General features: G+C 73.9%; 12 protein-coding genes. 4 read left to right on the top strand and 8 right to left on the bottom strand.

Annotation, left to right across the window (positions count from 1 at the left end; all coding sequences use genetic code 11):
• Positions 1-9 precede the first annotated feature (9 nt).
• Positions 10-1,968, bottom strand: coding sequence for a protein kinase (locus tag ACIRST_RS08235; protein ID WP_402800822.1), 1,959 nt, complete (start codon positions 1,966-1,968; stop codon positions 10-12).
• A gap of 240 nt (positions 1,969-2,208) precedes the next feature.
• Between ACIRST_RS08235 and ACIRST_RS08230 the strand changes: the two genes are divergently transcribed.
• Positions 2,209-4,488 (top strand): FdhF/YdeP family oxidoreductase, encoded by a 2,280-nt coding sequence (locus ACIRST_RS08230; RefSeq protein WP_350522942.1) that lies wholly within the window; start codon positions 2,209-2,211, stop codon positions 4,486-4,488.
• Positions 4,489-4,587: 99 nt separating this feature from the next.
• On the opposite strand, the gene ACIRST_RS08225 is transcribed toward ACIRST_RS08230, so the two are convergent.
• The gene (locus ACIRST_RS08225) at positions 4,588-6,108 is read right to left on the bottom strand and encodes an NlpC/P60 family protein (protein ID WP_402800819.1); all 1,521 of its coding nucleotides are present in this window, start codon (positions 6,106-6,108) and stop codon (positions 4,588-4,590) included.
• Between the two features lie 368 nt (positions 6,109-6,476).
• On the opposite strand from ACIRST_RS08225, the gene ACIRST_RS08220 reads away from it, so the two are divergent.
• Entirely contained in the window at positions 6,477-7,652 is a 1,176-nt protein-coding gene (locus tag ACIRST_RS08220; protein ID WP_350522944.1) for an inorganic phosphate transporter, read from the top strand.
• Positions 7,653-7,678: 26 nt separating this feature from the next.
• Positions 7,679-7,930 (top strand): hypothetical protein, encoded by a 252-nt coding sequence (locus ACIRST_RS08215; RefSeq protein ID WP_350522945.1) that lies wholly within the window; start codon positions 7,679-7,681, stop codon positions 7,928-7,930.
• Between the two features lie 146 nt (positions 7,931-8,076).
• Here ACIRST_RS08215 and ACIRST_RS08210 read toward each other — a convergent pair whose 3' ends face one another.
• Both ACIRST_RS08210 and ACIRST_RS08205 read right to left on the bottom strand, forming a co-directional pair.
• On the bottom strand, positions 8,077-9,630 hold the full coding sequence (locus ACIRST_RS08210; RefSeq protein WP_402800816.1) for an MDR family MFS transporter: 1,554 nt from the start codon (positions 9,628-9,630) through the stop codon (positions 8,077-8,079).
• A 203-nt stretch (positions 9,631-9,833) separates the two neighbouring features.
• Complete coding sequence (locus ACIRST_RS08205) at positions 9,834-10,283, bottom strand: MarR family winged helix-turn-helix transcriptional regulator (protein ID WP_402800814.1); 450 nt, start codon at positions 10,281-10,283, stop codon at positions 9,834-9,836.
• A 125-nt stretch (positions 10,284-10,408) separates the two neighbouring features.
• On the opposite strand from ACIRST_RS08205, the gene ACIRST_RS08200 reads away from it, so the two are divergent.
• The gene (locus ACIRST_RS08200; RefSeq protein WP_402800812.1) at positions 10,409-11,455 is read left to right on the top strand and encodes an ABC transporter permease; all 1,047 of its coding nucleotides are present in this window, start codon (positions 10,409-10,411) and stop codon (positions 11,453-11,455) included.
• A 136-nt stretch (positions 11,456-11,591) separates the two neighbouring features.
• Here ACIRST_RS08200 and ACIRST_RS08195 read toward each other — a convergent pair whose 3' ends face one another.
• From ACIRST_RS08195 to ACIRST_RS08180, 4 genes are all read right to left on the bottom strand, one after another.
• Positions 11,592-12,806, bottom strand: a complete 1,215-nt coding sequence (locus ACIRST_RS08195) for an ROK family protein (protein WP_402800810.1) — start codon at positions 12,804-12,806, stop codon at positions 11,592-11,594.
• 17 nt (positions 12,807-12,823) lie between these two features.
• Positions 12,824-13,390, bottom strand: coding sequence for a GtrA family protein (locus ACIRST_RS08190; protein WP_350522950.1), 567 nt, complete (start codon positions 13,388-13,390; stop codon positions 12,824-12,826).
• Between the two features lie 55 nt (positions 13,391-13,445).
• Positions 13,446-15,857, bottom strand: a complete 2,412-nt coding sequence (gene lon / locus ACIRST_RS08185) for an endopeptidase La (RefSeq protein ID WP_402800808.1) — start codon at positions 15,855-15,857, stop codon at positions 13,446-13,448.
• Positions 15,858-16,207: 350 nt separating this feature from the next.
• Positions 16,208-16,978: a rhomboid-like protein gene (locus ACIRST_RS08180; protein ID WP_402800806.1), complete on the bottom strand. Its 771-nt coding sequence runs from the start codon at positions 16,976-16,978 to the stop codon at positions 16,208-16,210.
• Positions 16,979-17,143: the final 165 nt, after the last annotated feature.

Genomic DNA, 17,143 nt, shown 5'->3' with positions numbered 1-17,143 from the left:
GCACGGTGCCTACGGCCCGAAGATCTCCTCCACCAGGTCCTCGTCCGAGACGTGGTCCGGGGCCTGGAACACCACGTCCGCGACGCCCTTCAGGCCGATCCCGCGGTCCAGCGCGGCCATGCAGGCCCGGGCCTCCTCGTCGGTGGCGAAGTCCCAGACCCGGAGCCGGCGCACCAGCACCAGCGCCTCCATCGGGCTCATCCTCGGTGCCCGGCGCCGGTGCGGGCCGCCCGCGCCGCGGCGGCCCGACTGGGCGAGCCGCTGCTGGTAGCCGGCCAGGTCCTGCCAGGCCTGGACGGTGCTCGGGTGGTGCTCGCCCAGCACCCGGGCGAGGTCCGGCAGCAGGCCGTGCAGTTCGAGCACGGCGCCCTGCAGGTCGTCCCGGTTGGCCCGGTGCACCGCGAGGTCGTGCCGGGCCTTCAGGACGCGGGTGTCCTGCGGGCCCCAGACGGCGTGCAGGTCGGGCAGCAGCTCGCACAGCAGCCGGATCGCGGTGACCGCCGCGCCGCTCTCGCCGACGCACCAGACGAGGTGGTAGCGGGCGCCGAGGGTGTCCGGGTCGTGCGGGCCGAGCGCCGAGCGCATGTCGTCGACGACGCTCGTCAGCAGTCGGATCGCGCCGTCCAGGTCCCCGGTGCGGCTGAGGTACCAGGTGAAGTCCCGCCAGGTGCCGAGGGTGTCGCGGTCGCTCGCGCCGAGCGCGGCCACGCATTCCTGGGCGACCGCCTGCAGCTGGATCGCCGACTCCCCGGCCGTCGCCGCCCGGTACGCGGCGGACCGCCGCTCGCGCAGCGCGGCCCGTACGGCGTCCGGCGGCGACGCGGCGAGCACCGGCGGCGTGGTCAGCGGCGACAGCACCGACGGGGGCGTGCCCGGCACGGCGGGCGGCGCGGCCGGCGGGGCCACGGGGGCCACCGGGGGCGCGGCCGGCGGCGCGACCGGGGGCACAGCGGGCGGGGGCACGACGACCGGGGGCGCCGCAGGCGGGGGCACCGCAGGCGGCGCGGGAGGCGCGGGAGGCGCGGGAGGCACCACCGGTCCGACCGGCGCCACCGCGTCGACCGGCGCGACGGCCTCGGCCGGGGCCCGGTCCACCACCGTCGGCACCGCCGCCACCGACCCGGCCCCGGCGACCGGCGCCGCGGCCAGCTCGGCCAACCGCCGCTCGACCGTCCGGGCGTCGGCCGGACGGTCCGCCGGGTCCTTCGCCAGCAGCTCCGCGACCAGCCCGGCCACCTGCGGCGGCAGCCCGAACTGCGCCGGATCCAGCGCCGGGGGCGCCTCGTTGAGGTGCTGGTACATCAGCACCGGCGTCGAGTCCCCGCCGAACGGCCTTGCCCCGGTGAAGAGTTCGACCAGCACGCAGCCGAGCGCGTACAGGTCGGCCCGGCCGTCCACCCGGCCGCCGGTCCACCGCTCGGGCGCCATGTACGCCGGGCTGCCGACGATCGTCCCGGTGGTGGTCAGCCCGCCCGCGCCGGTGTCCAGCTGGGCGATGCCGAAGTCCAGCACCTTCAGGTGCCCGGCATCGGTGATCATCACGTTGTCCGGCTTGATGTCCCGGTGCACCATGCCCGCGTCGTGCGCCGCCGCCAGCGCGCCGCTGATCTGCCGCCCCCAGCGCAGGCCGAGCGCGGGCTCGGGCAGCCCCTCGCGCAGCACCTCGGTCAGGGTGCGGCCGGTGAGCAGCTCCATCACCAGGAAGGTGACCTCCCGGTCACCGACCTCGCACTGGCCGAGGTCGTGGACGGTGACGATGTGCGGGTGCGACAGGTTGCCGGCCGCGCAGGCCTCCCGCACGAACCGCAGCGCCGCCTTCGCCTGGTCGCCACCGTGGTGCCCGATGACCTTGACCGCCACCGGCCGCCGCATCCGGGCGTCCTGGGCCCGCCACACCACTCCGAAACCGCCCTGGCCGAGCTTCTCCACCAGCTCGTACCGGCCGTCCAGGACGTCACCGACTCGCACGCGCCCCTCCCCCATCCGCCATGACGCACAGGACTCTACCGACGCCGTCCACCGCCCCGTCCCGTGGCCTCCCGCCGCTCCCCGTCGCCGTCCGCCCGACCACCGCACCGGTGCCCCGGCCCGCACCGGAACCCGCCCCTCCGAGGCCCCTCCCCCCGCCCCCGGCCAGGTGCGAGGATGGGCACCGGGCCCCGCGACGGCGCGGACGGCCCGCACCGGCAGAACCCGAGGAGCCCAGTCATGGCCAAGCAGGCCCCGCAGAGCGACCCGGCGCAGGACGCACCCGAGGTGTCCGCGCCCCAGCACGCGGCCGCCGGGCTGCCCGCCGTCGGCCACAGCCTGCGGATGGCCGCCGAGCAGATGGGCCCCCTGCGCACCCTCGCCACCCTGCGCAAGGTCAACCAGCCGGACGGCTTCGACTGCCCGGGCTGCGCCTGGCCCGAGCCGGACAAGACGCACACCGCCGAGTTCTGCGAGAACGGCGCCAAGGCCGTCGCCGAGGAGGCCACCGAGCGCCGGATCCGGGCCGAGTTCTTCGCCGCCCACCCGGTCGCCGACCTCGCCGAGCGCTCCGGCTACTGGCTCGGCCAGCAGGGCCGGCTCACCCAGCCGATGCTGCTCGACGAGGGCGCCACCCACTACACCCCGGTCTCCTGGGACGACGCCTTCGCGCTGATCGCCGAGGAGCTGCGCGCCCTGGACACCCCGGACGGCGCCGCCTTCTACACCTCCGGCCGCACCAGCAACGAGGCCGCCTTCGCCTACCAGCTGTTCGCCCGCCGGCTCGGCACCAACAACCTGCCGGACTGCTCCAACATGTGTCACGAGTCCTCCGGCTCGGCCCTCACCGAGACGCTCGGCGTCGGCAAGGGCAGCGTCAGCCTCAAGGACCTCTACCAGGCCGATCTGATCATCGTGGCGGGCCAGAACCCGGGCACCAACCACCCCCGGATGCTCTCCGCCCTGGAGCGCGCCAAGCGGGCCGGCGCCACCATCGTCAGCGTCAACCCGCTGCCCGAGGCCGGCCTGGAGCGGTTCAAGAACCCGCAGCACGCCCGCGGGCTGGTCGGCCACGGCACCAAGCTGACCGACCTCTTCCTGCAGATCCGCCTCGGCGGCGACCTCGCGCTGTTCCGCGCGCTCAACCGGATCGTGCTGGAGGCGGACGGCGTCGACGGCGCCTTCGTCGCCGAACACTGTCACGGCTTCGAGGAGTTCGAAGCCCAGGCCCGGAAGACCGACCGGGACGAGGTGCTCGCCGCCACCGGCCTGCCCTGGGAGCAGATCGAGGAGCTCGGCCGCCTGGTGCTGGGCTCGAAGAAGATCATCGTCTGCTGGGCGATGGGCCTCACCCAGCACAAGCACGCCGTCCCCACCATCCGCGAGGTGGTCAACTTCCTGCTGCTGCGCGGCAACGTCGGCCGCCCCGGCGCCGGGGTCTGCCCGGTGCGCGGGCACAGCAACGTCCAGGGCGACCGGACGATGGGCATCTTCGAGCGCCCGAGCAAGGCCTTCCTCGACGCGCTGGAGAACGAGTTCGGCTTCGAGCCGCCGCGCGAGCACGGCCTCGACTCGGTGGACACCATCCGCGCGATGCGCGACGGCAAGGTCAAGGTCTTCTTCGCGATGGGCGGCAACTTCGTCGCGGCCACCCCGGACACCGAGGTCACCGAGGCCGCGATGCGCCGCTGCCGGCTGACCGTCCACGTCTCCACCAAGCTCAACCGCTCGCACGTGGTCACCGGCGCCCGCGCCCTGATCCTGCCCACCCTCGGCCGTACCGACCGGGACGTCACCGGCTCCGGCGCCCAGTTCGTCAGCGTCGAGGACTCGATGGGCCAGGTCCACGCCTCGCGCGGCGGCCTGCGCCCGCCGGCGCCCGGCCTGCTCTCCGAGACCGCGATCGTCTGCCGCCTCGCGCGCACCGTCCTCGGCCCGCGGGACACCGTGCCGTGGGAGGACTTCGCCACCGACTACGACACCCTGCGCGACCGGATCGCCCGCGTCGTCCCGGGCTTCGCGGACTACAACGAGAAGGTCCGTCGCCCCGGCGGCTTCACCCTCCCGCACGGCCCCCGCGACTCCCGCACCTTCCCCACCGCGACCGGCCGGGCCAACTTCACCGTCAACCCGATGACCGCCCCCGAGGTGCCGCCGGGCCGGCTGCTCCTGCAGACGCTGCGCTCCCACGACCAGTACAACACCACGATCTACGGCCTCGACGACCGCTACCGCGGCATCAAGGGCGGCCGCCGCGTGGTGCTGGTCAACCCCGCCGACGCCGCCGACCTGGGCCTCACCGACGGCGGGTACGTCGACCTGGTCAGCGAGTGGAAGGACGGCGTCGAGCGCCGCGCCCCGCACTTCCGCGTCGTCCACTACCCCGTCGCCCGTGGCGGAGCGGCGGCCTACTACCCCGAGACCAACGTCCTGGTCCCGCTGGACTCCACCGCCGACATCAGCAACACCCCGACCTCCAAGGCCGTGGTGATCCGCTTCGCCGCCGACACCGGCGAGTGACCCCGGGGGCCGCGCGCTCCCGCCCGGCCCCGCTCCGCGAACGCGAAGGCCGCCCGACGTCCGAGGACGTGGGGCGGCCTTTCGCGTCGGGCCCGAGGGTCAGTGGGTCGGCGTGCCCAGCGGCAGCGTCGCCGTGGCCGAGCCCGTCCGGCTCGGGGTGCCGGCCGGGGTCCCCGTCGGGGTGCCCGTGCCGGTGGGGGCGGGCGTGGTCGGGGTGCCGGTCGGCGTACCGGGACCGGTCGGGGTGCCGGTCGGGGTCTGGGTCGGTGCCGGCGTGCCGGTGCCCGACGGCGTCCCCGGGTCGGTCGGGGTGCCGGTGCCGCCCGGCGTGGTCGGCGGCTCGGTCGGGGTGGTCGGCGCGGTCGGCGTGGTCGGCGTGCCGGTGGGCTGGCCCGGGGTGACCGGCGGAGTCGTCGGGCCGCCGGTGGCCGGCGGCGTCGGCTTGGTCGGGCTCGGCGCGATCGGCGTCACGGAGTCCCAGCCGGCCGGCAGGTCGGGCACCTTCCAGGCACCGCCCGCGTCGTCGGCCCCGGCGGACGGGTCCGGCCGGACGGCCCCGAGGATCGGCATCGATCCGATCGGCGACACCTTGATGAACGCCCCCGGTCGCGGGGCCTGCACGATCAGCCCGCCGCCGATGTACATCCCGACGTGCGAGGCGTCCTGGAAGTAGATGACCAGGTCACCGGGCCGCAGCTGGTTCAGCGCCACGTGCGGCAGCTGCGCCCACTGCTCCTGGCTGGTACGCGGGATCGCCTTGCCGGCGTGCAGCCAGGCCTGCGAGGTGAGCCCGGAGCAGTCGTAGGAGTCCGGTCCGATGCCGCCCCACAGGTACGGCTTGCCGACCTGCGCCAGCGCGAAGGCCACGGCCCCGCGCCCCTGCTGCGAGGGCGTGCGCTCGCCCTTGCCGAGCGCTCCGGAGGCGAGGAACGCGAGCTGCGCCTCGTCCGCCTTCGCCTTCTCCAGCTGCTCCAGCTCGGCCCGCTGCGCGCCCGTCAGCGAGGAGACCACCTGCTCGACCGAGGTGAGGTCGGCGGCCACCTTGGCCTTGGCGGCCTCCTGCTGGGCGACCAGCCCCTGGGAGGTCTTCAGGGCCTCCTCGTTCTGCTTCTTCAGCCCGTCGAGCGCGTCCCGGTCGCTCTTCAGCCGGTCCAGGAACTCCGACTGCGAGCGGCTGGCCGAAGCGAGCAGCTCGGCGATGACGACCGCCTCGTACGGGTCCTTGGAGAGCAGCAGTTCGGCGTACGCGGAGGCGGCGCCGTTGCGGTACTGCGCGGCGGCGAGCTGCGCGGCTATGTCGGTGCCGGTGTCGACCTGCTTCTGCTGGCGCTCCAGCCTGCCCTGCAGGTCGGTGAGGGAGGCCTGCTGCTCGGCGATCTTGGCCACCGTGCCGTTGTACTGCTCGGTGGCGGCCTCGGCGCTCTGGTAGAGCGTGTGCAGCTGGTCGAGCAGCGGCCCGAGGGTGGCCTTGGCGGCGGCGAGCGGGTCGGAGCCGGTGACGGCCGTGCCGGCTCCCGGGTCGGGCGCCGCCCAGGCGGCGCCGGCGGCGACCGGCAGGGCGAGTGCGGCGGCCGCGAGGACGGCTCCGCAGCGCAGGGCCGCCCGTACCCAGGGACGCACTCCTGACGTCTCCGCTCGCTGTGCAGCCCCGCCCATGGGTTGGTCCTCCCCGCCCGTGCCCTGTCCCGGTCTCCCGGATCCCGCAGATCCTCCCACGGGTTACTCGCCGGAAACAGGGCGCACGCGGACTGGGAGGTTAATTCTCGATTGATCTGTGAGACAGCTCTCACCAAACCGGAATGAACCGGGGCGATCTTCGCTAATGTCCAGTTCAGCACGCCCTAGGTCACCCTGATGAAAGCTCAAAGTCACCCCGAGGCAACCATCGGAACCACGATTCGGGGCCCAGTTCACCTTCCGTTTACCCAGCCGACCTACGGTCGCGACGTCATCAACGTCCGTGCGACAACTACGACGATTGTTTGGGTATGGAACACATCTCGTTCCTGGTGGCCGTTGTGATCATCACGGCGCTCGCCTTCGACTTCACCAACGGGTTCCACGACACCGCCAACGCGGCCGCCACCGCGATCGCGACCGGAGCCCTCCGCCCGAAGGTCGCGGTCACCATCGCGGCCGTCCTCAACTTCGCGGGCGCGTTCCTGTCCGTGAAGGTCGCCACCACCATCTCCGGCGGCATCGTCAACGAGAAGGCCGGGATCCACCCCGAGATCATCTTCGCCGCACTGGCCGGAGCGATCCTCTGGAACCTGCTGACCTGGCTGCGCGGCCTGCCGTCCAGCTCCTCGCACGCACTGTACGGCGGCCTGATCGGCGCCACGATCGTCGGCGTCGGCATGAACGGCGTCAACTTCGACACCGTCGTCACCAAGATCATCATCCCGGCGGTGGCCTCCCCGCTCGTCGCCGGCCTGGCCTCCTGGGGCGCCACGAAGCTGGCCTACGCGATCACCCGCAAGGGCGACCACGCGGCCACCGAGAAGGGCTTCAAGACCGGCCAGATCTTCTCGTCCTCGCTGATCTCGCTCGCGCACGGCACCAACGACGCCCAGAAGACGATGGGCATCATCACCCTGACCCTGGTCTCGGTCGGCGCCCTGCCGCACGGCGCGCTGCCCCCCACCTGGGTGATCGTCTCCGCGGGTGCCGCGATCGCGCTCGGCACCTACATGGGCGGCTGGCGGATCATCCGCTCGATGGGCAAGGGCCTGGCCGACATCCGGCCGCCGCAGGGCTTCGCCTCCGAGTCGGCCGCCGCGACCGTCATCCTGACCTCCTCGCACATGGGCTTCGGCCTCTCCACCACCCAGGTCTGCTCCGGCGGCATCATGGGTGCCGGCCTCGGCGGCCCGAAGGGCGAGCTGCGCTGGAGCCTGGTCCGCCGCATGGTCTACACCTGGGGCCTGACCCTCCCGGCCGCCGCCGTGGTCTCCGGCGGCGCGGCCCTGCTGGCCGAGCAGGGCACCTGGGGCATCGTCCTGGTCGGCGCCGCGCTGGTGGCCGGTTCGGGCGCGATGTGGCTGATCTCCCGCCGCCAGCCGGTCGGCGCGGACAACGTCAACGACGTCACCCCGGTCGAGGTCGCACCGACCGCGGCCACCTCGAACGTCCCCACCCCCGCCTCGACCACGGTCGCGGCCTGAGCGCCGCCGGCTGAGGAGCACTCACCATGCACATCAAGTGGAACGCCCTGGCCCAGACCGCCGGCTTCAGCTTCGGCATCACCGTCGCCGTCGTCGCCGTCTTCGCGCTCGGCATCCTGGCGCTGTCCCGCCGCGAGGCCGCGCTGAGCGCCGCCCGCGAGGGCGGCAGCGCCCCGGCTTCCGGCGGCGGCAAGCTGGCCCTGGCCGGCGCGTACGCCTGCTTCGCGGTCTGCGCCGCGGCCGTCGGCTACGGCCTGTCGCTGATCGCCGGTCACTAGCGACCGGCGGGGCCGACGCGAAGGGGCCGGGGAGTGCGCACTGCACTCCCCGGCCCCTTCGCGTATCCCGACGTCCGGCCGGTCCTCCCGGCCGATCGGCTCTCCCGGCCGATCAGCCCTCCTGGGCGGTCAGTTCTCCTGGGTGGTCAGTTCTCCTGGGTGGTCTTCAGCGCCGTCTCCCGGATGAACAGCACGGTGACGAAGGCCAGCGCCGCGGAGGGCGCGGCCCACAGGAAGACGGTGCCGACGCCGTGGCCGAAGGCGTCCGTCACCAGCGGGACGATCGGGGCGGGCAGCCTGTGCAGGTCCGGGATGCCGCCGCCGGCCGCCGCGTGCCCGGCCGGGACGTGCGCGGCGGCCAGGTTCTCCGCCAGGTAGTGGCCGACCTTGTTCGTCATCAGCGCGCCGAGCGCGGAGACGCCCATCGCGCCGCCCATGGTGCGGAAGAAGGTGACCACCGAGCTGGCCGCGCCGAGCTCGTGCCGGGGCACCGTGTTCTGCACCGCGAGCACCAGGTTCTGGCTGGTCAGGCCGAGGCCGATACCGGTGATCGCCATGTAGAGGGAGAGCAGCCGGTAGTCCGTGTCGGCCCGGGCGGTGCCGAGCAGGGCGAAGCCGACCGCGAGCAGCGCGGTGCCGGCGACGAGGTAGGCCTTCCACTTGCCGTACTTGGTGATCAGCCGGCCGGCGACGGCCGAGGAGACGGCCAGGCCGAGGATCATCGGCAGGGTCATCAGGCCGGCCGTGGTCGGGGACTTGGCGCGGGCCAGCTGGAAGTACTGGCTGAGGAAGGTGGTCGCGCCGTACATCCCGACGCCGACCAGCACGCTGGCGAGGGCGGCCAGGGTGACGGTGCGGTACTTGAAGAGGTCCGGCGGGATGATCGGCTCGGCGGCGCGGCGCTCGACCACGACGGCCAGCGCGCCCAGCACCAGGCCGCCGCCGACCATGGCCGCGGTCTGCCAGGACAGCCACGCGTAGTTCTTGCCGGCCAGCGTGATCCAGATCATCAGCAGGCTGACCGCGGCGGTGATGACCAGCGCGCCCAGGTAGTCGATCTTCGCCTTGCGCTTGACCACCGGCAGCTTGAGGGTCCGCTGGACGACCACGATCGCGGCCAGCGCGAACGGGATGCCGACGTAGAAGCACCAGCGCCAGCCCAGCCAGGAGGTGTCCACGATGACGCCGCCGATCAGCGGGCCGCCGATGGTGGCCAGCGCGAAGACCGCGCCGAAGTAGCCGCTGTACCGGCCGCGCTCGCGCGGCGGGACCATCGCGGCCAGGCAGATCTGGCCCAGTGCGACGACACCGCCGGCGCCGATGCCCTGCAGCGCGCGGCAGGCGATCAGCTCACCGGTGTTCTGCGAGAGACCGGCCAGGGCGGAGGTCGCGATGTAGATCAGCAGGGCGATCTGCAGCAGCAGCTTCTTGCTGGCGAGGTCGGAGAGCTTGCCCCAGATCGGGGTGGAGGCGGTGAGGGTGAGCAGGGCCGCGGTGATCACCCAGGTGTAGGCGGACTGGCCGCCGTGCAGGTCGGCCAGGATGTGCGGCAGGGCGTTGGAGACGACGGTCGAGGAGAGCACGGCCACGAAGAGGCCGAGCAGCAGGCCGGAGAGCGCCTCCATCACCTGCCGGTGGGTCATCTGTCGGTCGTCGACGGCGGCGGCACTGCCGCTCACCGCCTCGGTGGTCACGGTCATCTGGGTCCTTCGGCGCAGGCGTGCGGGATACGCGCATCATGAAAGTTCGTTGCCTTAAGCAACCATAAGAGGAGATGGTTGAATTAGGCAACTTTCTTCAAGGGCGAGTAAAGGCCCGCACCACGGGCCCCGGCCCCACCTGCCCGCGGGCCCCGGTCACACCCGTGCGCGGGCCCCCCGTCACACCTGCCCGCGGGCCCCGGTCACTCGGCCGACGGCTCCCCCAGGACGTCGTTGAAGCGGCGCAGCAGATCCGCGAAGCGGACCACGTCGTCCGGCGACCAGCCGCCCATCACCTCGCGCACCCGTCGCATCCGGACGTCCCGGGCGGCCAGGTAGCGCCGCCGCCCGTCCTCGGTCAGCGACACCAGCGCGGCCCGGCGGTCCAGCGGGTCGGCCTCCCGGGCCACCAGCCCGAGCTCCTCCAGGGCCCGGATCTGCCGGCTCACCGTCGCCTTGCCCACTGCGAAGTGCACGCCGACGTCGGTCACCCGGACCCGCCCGGCCTGCTCGATGTAGCCGAGCATGCTGTACGCCATGCCCTCCAGTCCGGGGTGCACCCGGCGTGAGAGTTCCGCCACTCTGGCCCGGCCCCGCCGGAACATCAGCGCGACCTCTCGCTCCACCGCCACCAGGGCTTCCTCGTCGCTCACCGCGTCAGTATCGCCCAGTGGCACCGGCCCGCCCCGCGCGCGGGAGGTGCCACGAGCCAACTACTTCATGGTATGAAGTATCGGCTCTGAAGATCCGTTTTCCTCCGTTACGCAAGGAGATGTCGATGGCAGCCCCTGGGCAGGGTTTCGTCGCCGAACTGAAGAGCGCGGTCACACCGCGCGCGGCACTGCTCGTGATCGGAGTGCTGCTCCTCCAGCTCGGCTTCATCACCTCCTACATCGGGGCGCTGCACAAGCCCGCCCCGCACAACCTCTCCATCGCGGTGGTCGCCCCGCCGCAGGTCACGCCCAAGCTGGTCGGCGCACTGGAGGCGGTCCCGAACGACGCCGTCAAGGCCGTCACCGCGCCGGACGCCGAGACCGCGACCGCGCAGATCAAGGACCAGAAGATCTACGCCGCGTGGGTCGTGAACCCGACCGGCACCGAGGACACCCTGCTGGTCGGCGGCGCCCGCGGCCCGTCCGCCGCCAAGGCCGCCGAGAGCATCACCACCGCGATCGACCAGACCCAGGGCCGTACGGTCAAGGTCCAGGACGTCGTGCCGCTCGCCAAGGGCGACACCAACGGCCTGTCCTCCTTCTACCTGGTGATCGGCTGGTGCGTCGGCGGCTACCTGGTCGCCTCGATCCTCGGCATCAGCGCGGGCTCCAAGCCGGCCAACGCCCACCGCCTGCTGATCCGCCTGGGCGTCCTGGCGCTCTACTCGGTCGCGGCCGGCATCGGCGGCACGATCATCGCCGGGCCGGTGCTGGACGCCCTGCCCGGCTCGATCCTCGCCCTGTCCGCCGTCGGCGCCCTGGTGGTCTTCTCGGTCGGCGCGTTCACCATGGCGCTGCAGTGCCTGTTCGGGATCATCGGCATCGGCATCGCGGTGCTGGTCTTCGTCGTCCTGGGCAACCCGAGCGCGGGCGGGGTCTACCCGGCGCCGATGATGCCGCCGTTCTGGCGGGCCATCGGTTCGGTGATCCCGAACGGCGCCGGCACCAGCGTCACCAAGTCGATCGCCTACTTCGACTCGACCAACCTGGGGATGCCGATCCTGGTCCTGGTGATCTGGGCCCTGGTCGGCATCGGCATCGCCTTCCTGGCCGTCCTGCGCGGCCCCCGTGCCGAGCAGCCCGAGCGCGAGCCCGTCAGCGTCGAGGCCTGATCCTCCCCGCTCCCCGGCAGCACCGAGCCCCCGGCCCCACCGGCCGGGGGCTCGGCCCGTTCCGGCGCCGGCTCGGTCCGTTCCGGCGCGTTCCGGGCGGGGCAGCCCGTTCCGGGCGGGCGGGCCGTACGGAGGGTCAGCCGACCGAGAGCATCCCCGGGTCGGCGACGATGGCGCGCACGACGCTCACCGCCGCACCCGACAGCGGGCCGCGGCGGCCCAGCCGGGAGACGGTCAGCCGGTCCTCGGCCCACGGCCGGACGGTGACCCGGGCGGCCAGCTCGGTGCGCATGGCGGGGAGCAGCCAGGGCGCCAGCCGGGCGTAGCCGCCGCCCAGGACGACCTCGGCCGGGTCCAGCAGGTTCACCGCGCCGGCGGCCGCGATGCCGAGCGCCGACCCGGCGCCGGCCAGGGCCGCCCGGGCCGCCCGCTCGTCGGCCGCGGCCCGCTCGGCGAGCAGCGTCACCCAGTCGCCCCGGGCGCCGGACAGGCCGGCCGCCGCCAGCACCGCCGCCTCGCCCGCGTACTGCTCCAGGCAGCCGTGCGCCCCGCAGGCGCAGCGGGGTCCGTCGGGGCGGACCGGTACGTGGCCGAACTCGCCCGCGTGGCCGCGCGCGCCGCGCAGCAGCCGCCCGCCGACCACGATCGCGGCGCCGACCCCGGCCTCGGCGGAGACGTAGAGGAAGTCCTCCGGGCCGTCGCCCAGCCAGCGCTCGGCCAGCCCGCCGAGGTTGGCCTCGTTGTCGGCCTCGACCGGCAGCTCGGCCAGGCCGTCCGCGGCCGGTCGCAGGGCCGCGCGCAGTTCGGCGGCCACCGGGACGTCCTGCCAGCCCAGGTTGGCGGCGTGCTGCAGCACCGCGCCGGAGTCGCCGACCAGTCCGGGCACGGCCAGGGTGAGTCCGGCCGGGCGCAGGCCCGCCTCGGCGACGACCGCGCGCAGCAGCTGTGCGAGGTCGGCCATGACGGCGGCGGGCTCCCGGCCGCGGTTGGAGATCTCCCGGCGCCGCGAGGCGCGGACCTCGCCGCGCAGGTCGACCACGCAGGCGCCCAGGTGGCGGACGCCGATCTCGGCGCCGAGTCCGCCGGGGCCGAGCGGGTTGAGTCCGAGCGCGGTGCCGGGGCGGCCGACCTTGCCGCTGGGCGCGGCGGGGCCCGCCTCGACCACCAGGCCGGCGGCGATCAGCTGTTCGGCGAGCGAGGAGACCGCGGCCCTGGTCAGTCCAGTCTCGGCGGCCACCTCGGCGCGGGAGCGCGGGCCGCGCGCGATCACCCCGAGCACCAGCGCCAGGTTGGCCCGGCGCATGCCCTGCTGGCTGGCGGGCCCGGTCCGGACACCGTCCGGTTCGTGCATCAGGCTCACCTCGCCCCCTACGACACATCCCGTGGCATCTCGGGTGCAGCGTAACCGGGTTCCGGGGACACCGTCCCGACCAGGCCGGGTCCGGCCGCGGGACGGTCGGCGAGCCGGGTGAAGACCCACCGCTGCATCGCCCAGAAGCGGAACAGCATCGCGATGAAGGTGCCGACCACCATGCCGCTGAGGAAGTCCGCGACCTCCTGGGTGAAGGAGCTGACGAACGGCTCCCGCAGGTCCAGCACGTACCGCGAGATCGCCAGCGGCACGTCGTTGACGCCGATCGCCACCGCGCTGACCAGGAAGAACAGCAGGGCCTCGCGCTGGCGGCCGCCGGCCCGGAAGGCCCAGCGGCGGTTCAGCACGTACGAGACGACGGTGGCGATCACGGTCGCGACGGTCAGCGCGACCACCGGCTTGTGCTGCAGCACGGTGAACTTGAGCTCCAGGTTGATCACCATGGTGAGCACGAAGCAGGTGCCCCCGACCAGCAGGAACTTCACCAGCCGGCGGTGGCGCACCAGGAAGGGGCGCAGCCGGTCCGGCACCCGGGCCAGGGCGCGCTGCGTGGGGGACGGCATCTCCGCAGTCTCGCACGCGGAGATGCCGTCGGCCCCTGGAACCGGAAACCGCGGATCAGGCGGCCGCCACCAGTACCTCGGCCGGCTCCAGCGCCAGCTTCAGCACCTCGCGGACGTCCGACACCGGGTGGACGGTGAGCCGCTCCAGCACCTCGGCCGGGACGTCGTCCAGGTCGGCCTCGTTGCGCTTGGGGATGATCACCGTGGTGACCCCGGCCCGGTCGGCGGCGAGCAGCTTCTGCTTCACCCCGCCGATCGGCAGCACCCGCCCGGTCAGCGACACCTCGCCGGTCATCGCCACGTCGGTGCGCACCTTGCGGCCGGAGAGCAGCGAGGCGAGTGCCGTGGTCATGGTGATGCCGGCGCTCGGCCCGTCCTTGGGGACGGCCCCGGCCGGGACGTGCAGGTGCACGCCGCGGTCGCGCAGCGAGGTGACCGGCAGTTCCAGCTCGGCGCCGCGCGAGCGCAGGAAGGAGAGTGCGATGTGCGCGGACTCCTTCATCACGTCGCCCAGCTGCCCGGTGAGGGTCAGCCCGGTGCCGCCGGTCTCGGCGTCGGCCAGCGAGGCCTCGATGTAGAGGACGTCGCCGCCGGCACCGGTCACCGCGAGGCCGGTGGCCACGCCGGGGACGGCGGTGCGGCGTTCGGCCGGCTCCTGGGCGGACTCCGGCACGTGGTGCGGCCTGCCGATCAGGGCGCGCAGGTCCTCTGCGCCGACCGCGGCGGGCAGCTCGCGCTCGCCCAGCTCGGCCTGCGCGGCGATCTTGCGCAGCACCCGGGCGATCGAGCGCTCCAGGTTCCGGACGCCCGCCTCGCGGGTGTACTCCCCGGCGAGGCGGCGCAGCGCCGTCTCGTCGACGCTGACCTGCTCGCCGCCGAGGCCGGCCTTCTCCAGCTGGCGCGGGAGCAGGTGGTCGCGGGCGATGACGACCTTCTCGTCCTCGGTGTAGCCGTCCAGCCGGACCAGCTCCATCCGGTCGAGCAGCGCCTCGGGGATGGCCTCCAGCACGTTGGCGGTGGCGAGGAAGACGACGTCGGAGAGGTCGAGCTCGACCTCCAGGTAGTGGTCCCGGAAGGTGTGGTTCTGCGCCGGGTCCAGCACCTCCAGCAGGGCGGCGGCCGGGTCCCCCCGGTAGTCGGAGCCGACCTTGTCGATCTCGTCGAGCAGGACGACCGGGTTCATCGAGCCGGCCTCCTTGATCGCCCGCACCAGCCGGCCGGGCAGCGCGCCGACGTAGGTGCGCCGGTGGCCGCGGATCTCGGCCTCGTCCCGGACGCCGCCGAGCGCGACCCGGACGAACGTGCGGCCCATGGCGCGGGCCACCGACTCGCCGAGCGAGGTCTTTCCGACCCCGGGAGGCCCGACCAGGGCCAGCACCGCGCCGCCGCGGCGGCCGCCGACCAGCCCGAGCCCCTGGTCGGCCCGGCGCTTGCGGACGGCCAGGTACTCGACGATGCGCTCCTTCACGTCGGCCAGGCCGGCGTGGTCGGCGTCCAGCACCGCGCGGGCGCCGGCGATGTCGTAGGCGTCCTCGGTGCGCTCGTTCCAGGGCAGCTCCAGGACGGTGTCCAGCCAGGTGCGGATCCAGGAGCCCTCGGGCGACTGGTCGGAGGCGCGCTCCAGCTTGTCGACCTCCTTGAGCGCGGCCTCGCGGACGTTCGCCGGGAGGTCGGCGGCCTCGACCCGGGCGCGGTAGTCGCCCTCCTCGTCGGCCGGCTCGCCGTTCAGCTCGGCGAGCTCCTTGCGGACGGCCTCCAGCTGGCGGCGGAGCAGGAACTCCTTCTGCTGCTTGGCCACGCCCTCCTCGACGTCCTTGCGGATGGTGTCGTTGACCTCCTCCTCGGCGAGGTGGTCGCGCAGCAGGGTCAGCGCGTACTCCAGGCGGGCGATCTGGTCGGCCTCCAGGAGCACCTTGAGCTTCTGCTCCGCGGTGGCGAAGGGCGCGTAGCCGATGTTGTCGGCGAGCTCGCCGACGCCCTCGATCTGGGCGACCCGGTCCACGATCTGCCAGGCGCCGCGCTTGCGCAGCCACTGGGTGGACAGCGCCTTGTACTCCTTGACCAGCTCGGCGGCCCGGCCGGCCACCGGGGTGCCCACGGAGGACTCCCGGAACGGGGTGGTCTCCACCCAGAGGGCGGCGCCGGGGCCGGTGGTGCCGACGCCGATCCGGAGCCGGCGCACGGCGCGCACCAGCGCGACCGGCTGGCCGGCGGTGTTCGGGCCGTCGGCCAGCCGGCCGACCTGCTCCACGGCGGCCAGCGTGCCGGCCGCCGCGTACGAGCCGTCCACCCGCGGGACCAGCAGGACCTGCGGCTTGCCGCCGCCGGCGGCCGCGGCGCGGGCGGCCTCGACGGCGGCGCGCACCTCGGTGTCCTTCAGGTCCAGCGGGACCACCATGCCCGGCAGGACGACCTCGTCGTCGAGCGGCAGCACGGGCAGGGTGAGCGGTGTGGACATCGATGCCATGATCTCTCCCCAGTCAGTGAACTTGAGTCGACCTGACTAAGGCTTGGCGGGGGTCGGATGTTCCCGGGGTTCAGTTCGCCGTGAGCGAACACGATCCGGCCGGGAAGGCGGCGCGGGCGGGCCGCGGGCGGGCCGTCAAAAGCGCACCTGGGAAGCGTCCGTCGAATCTGGGGAATTCCTGGACGTGCCGAGGGAGCCCAGCCCCCCGAACCCCGGCGCATGAACGTCAGCACGCGAACGTCGGCACGTGAACGGCAGCGAGTGAATGGCAGCGCGTGAACGTCAGCGCGTGAATGCCCGCACGTGAATGCCGGTGCGCCGACCTCGGCGCGAACCTCGGCGCGCGAGCCTCAGCGCGCGGTCCGCACGCGCGCCCCGCCGCGCGCGGGCGCGGCGCCGACCGTCGCGGTGCGGGACCGGGGCGGGCGCCGTTCGATGCGCCGCAGCCAGCGCCAGAGCGCCACCCCGGTGAGCACCGCCGCCGGGTGCCCCACCGCGGTGACCACGTCCTTGTCGGAGGCGATCTGCTCGGCGATCATCAGCCCGGCGCCGCCCAGCGCGAGCAGCCGCCCGGGCCAGGAGAGCAGCCCGGCCACCGCGCCCAGGCAGGCGAGCACGCCGTAGCTGACCCCGATGTCCAGGTGGTCCATCGCCTCGGGCGCCATCCGCCCGGTCTCCACCGCGAGGATCACCACGCCCTGGGAGAGCAGCGTGGCCGCGACGTGCCCGGCCGCGAAGACCGCCGCCGCCCGGGCCGGCCCGACCTTGCGCTCCAGCGGCGCGAGGGTGAAGGCGAATCCCCACAGGTACGGCATCCACACCTCGCCGGCCACCCAGAACCCGCTCAGGACGAGGGCCCGGACGGGATGCTGGAGCAGGTTGTGGCCGTCCGAGCTGGAGGCCTCCTGCAGGCGCTGCACGAGTTCCGGGTCCGCGAGCCCGGCGAAGGTCGTGGTGGCTCCCACGACGGCGAGGTACCCGAGGGTGAAGGGGTTGCGCCGGGGTGTCGGCACGCGTTCCAGCAGCCACCGCACGACGCCGGTGCGCAGCCCGTACCGGAGCATCCCGTACGGCGCTCCCGCGGGCGCGCAGCCGTCGGCGTCCCGCCGCAGACCCGCCATGCCGCCTCCGCTCCGCACCCGTAGCCGCCGGCTCACTCCCCGTGCCCAACGTACCGGCACGCACCGCGGGTTCCGCCCGGACGGGTGTTGTCGTGGCCACGGTACGTCGAGGTTCTGGGAGGCAGCTGGGAAAAGCCCGTGAAGACCGCCGCCTCGGCGGAGCGC

The sequence above is a fragment of the Kitasatospora sp. NPDC101447 genome, from assembly GCF_044767225.1.
Lineage (GTDB): Bacteria > Actinomycetota > Actinomycetes > Streptomycetales > Streptomycetaceae > Kitasatospora.
Note: the sequence above shows the minus strand (reverse complement) of the source record. Positions and strands in the feature narration are given on the sequence as shown.

Excerpts from the sequence above, each read along its gene's own strand:
- ACIRST_RS08220 (WP_350522944.1), top strand. The coding sequence starts at position 6,477 with ATGGAACACATCTCGTTCCTGGTGGCCGTTGTGATCATCACGGCGCTC.
- lon (WP_402800808.1), bottom strand. The coding sequence starts at position 15,857 with ATGGCATCGATGTCCACACCGCTCACCCTGCCCGTGCTGCCGCTCGAC.
- ACIRST_RS08195 (WP_402800810.1), bottom strand. The coding sequence starts at position 12,806 with ATGCACGAACCGGACGGTGTCCGGACCGGGCCCGCCAGCCAGCAGGGC.
- ACIRST_RS08210 (WP_402800816.1), bottom strand. The coding sequence starts at position 9,630 with ATGACCGTGACCACCGAGGCGGTGAGCGGCAGTGCCGCCGCCGTCGAC.
- ACIRST_RS08215 (WP_350522945.1), top strand. The coding sequence starts at position 7,679 with ATGCACATCAAGTGGAACGCCCTGGCCCAGACCGCCGGCTTCAGCTTC.
- ACIRST_RS08180 (WP_402800806.1), bottom strand. The coding sequence starts at position 16,978 with ATGGCGGGTCTGCGGCGGGACGCCGACGGCTGCGCGCCCGCGGGAGCG.
- ACIRST_RS08200 (WP_402800812.1), top strand. The coding sequence starts at position 10,409 with ATGGCAGCCCCTGGGCAGGGTTTCGTCGCCGAACTGAAGAGCGCGGTC.
- ACIRST_RS08190 (WP_350522950.1), bottom strand. The coding sequence starts at position 13,390 with ATGCCGTCCCCCACGCAGCGCGCCCTGGCCCGGGTGCCGGACCGGCTG.
- ACIRST_RS08230 (WP_350522942.1), top strand. The coding sequence starts at position 2,209 with ATGGCCAAGCAGGCCCCGCAGAGCGACCCGGCGCAGGACGCACCCGAG.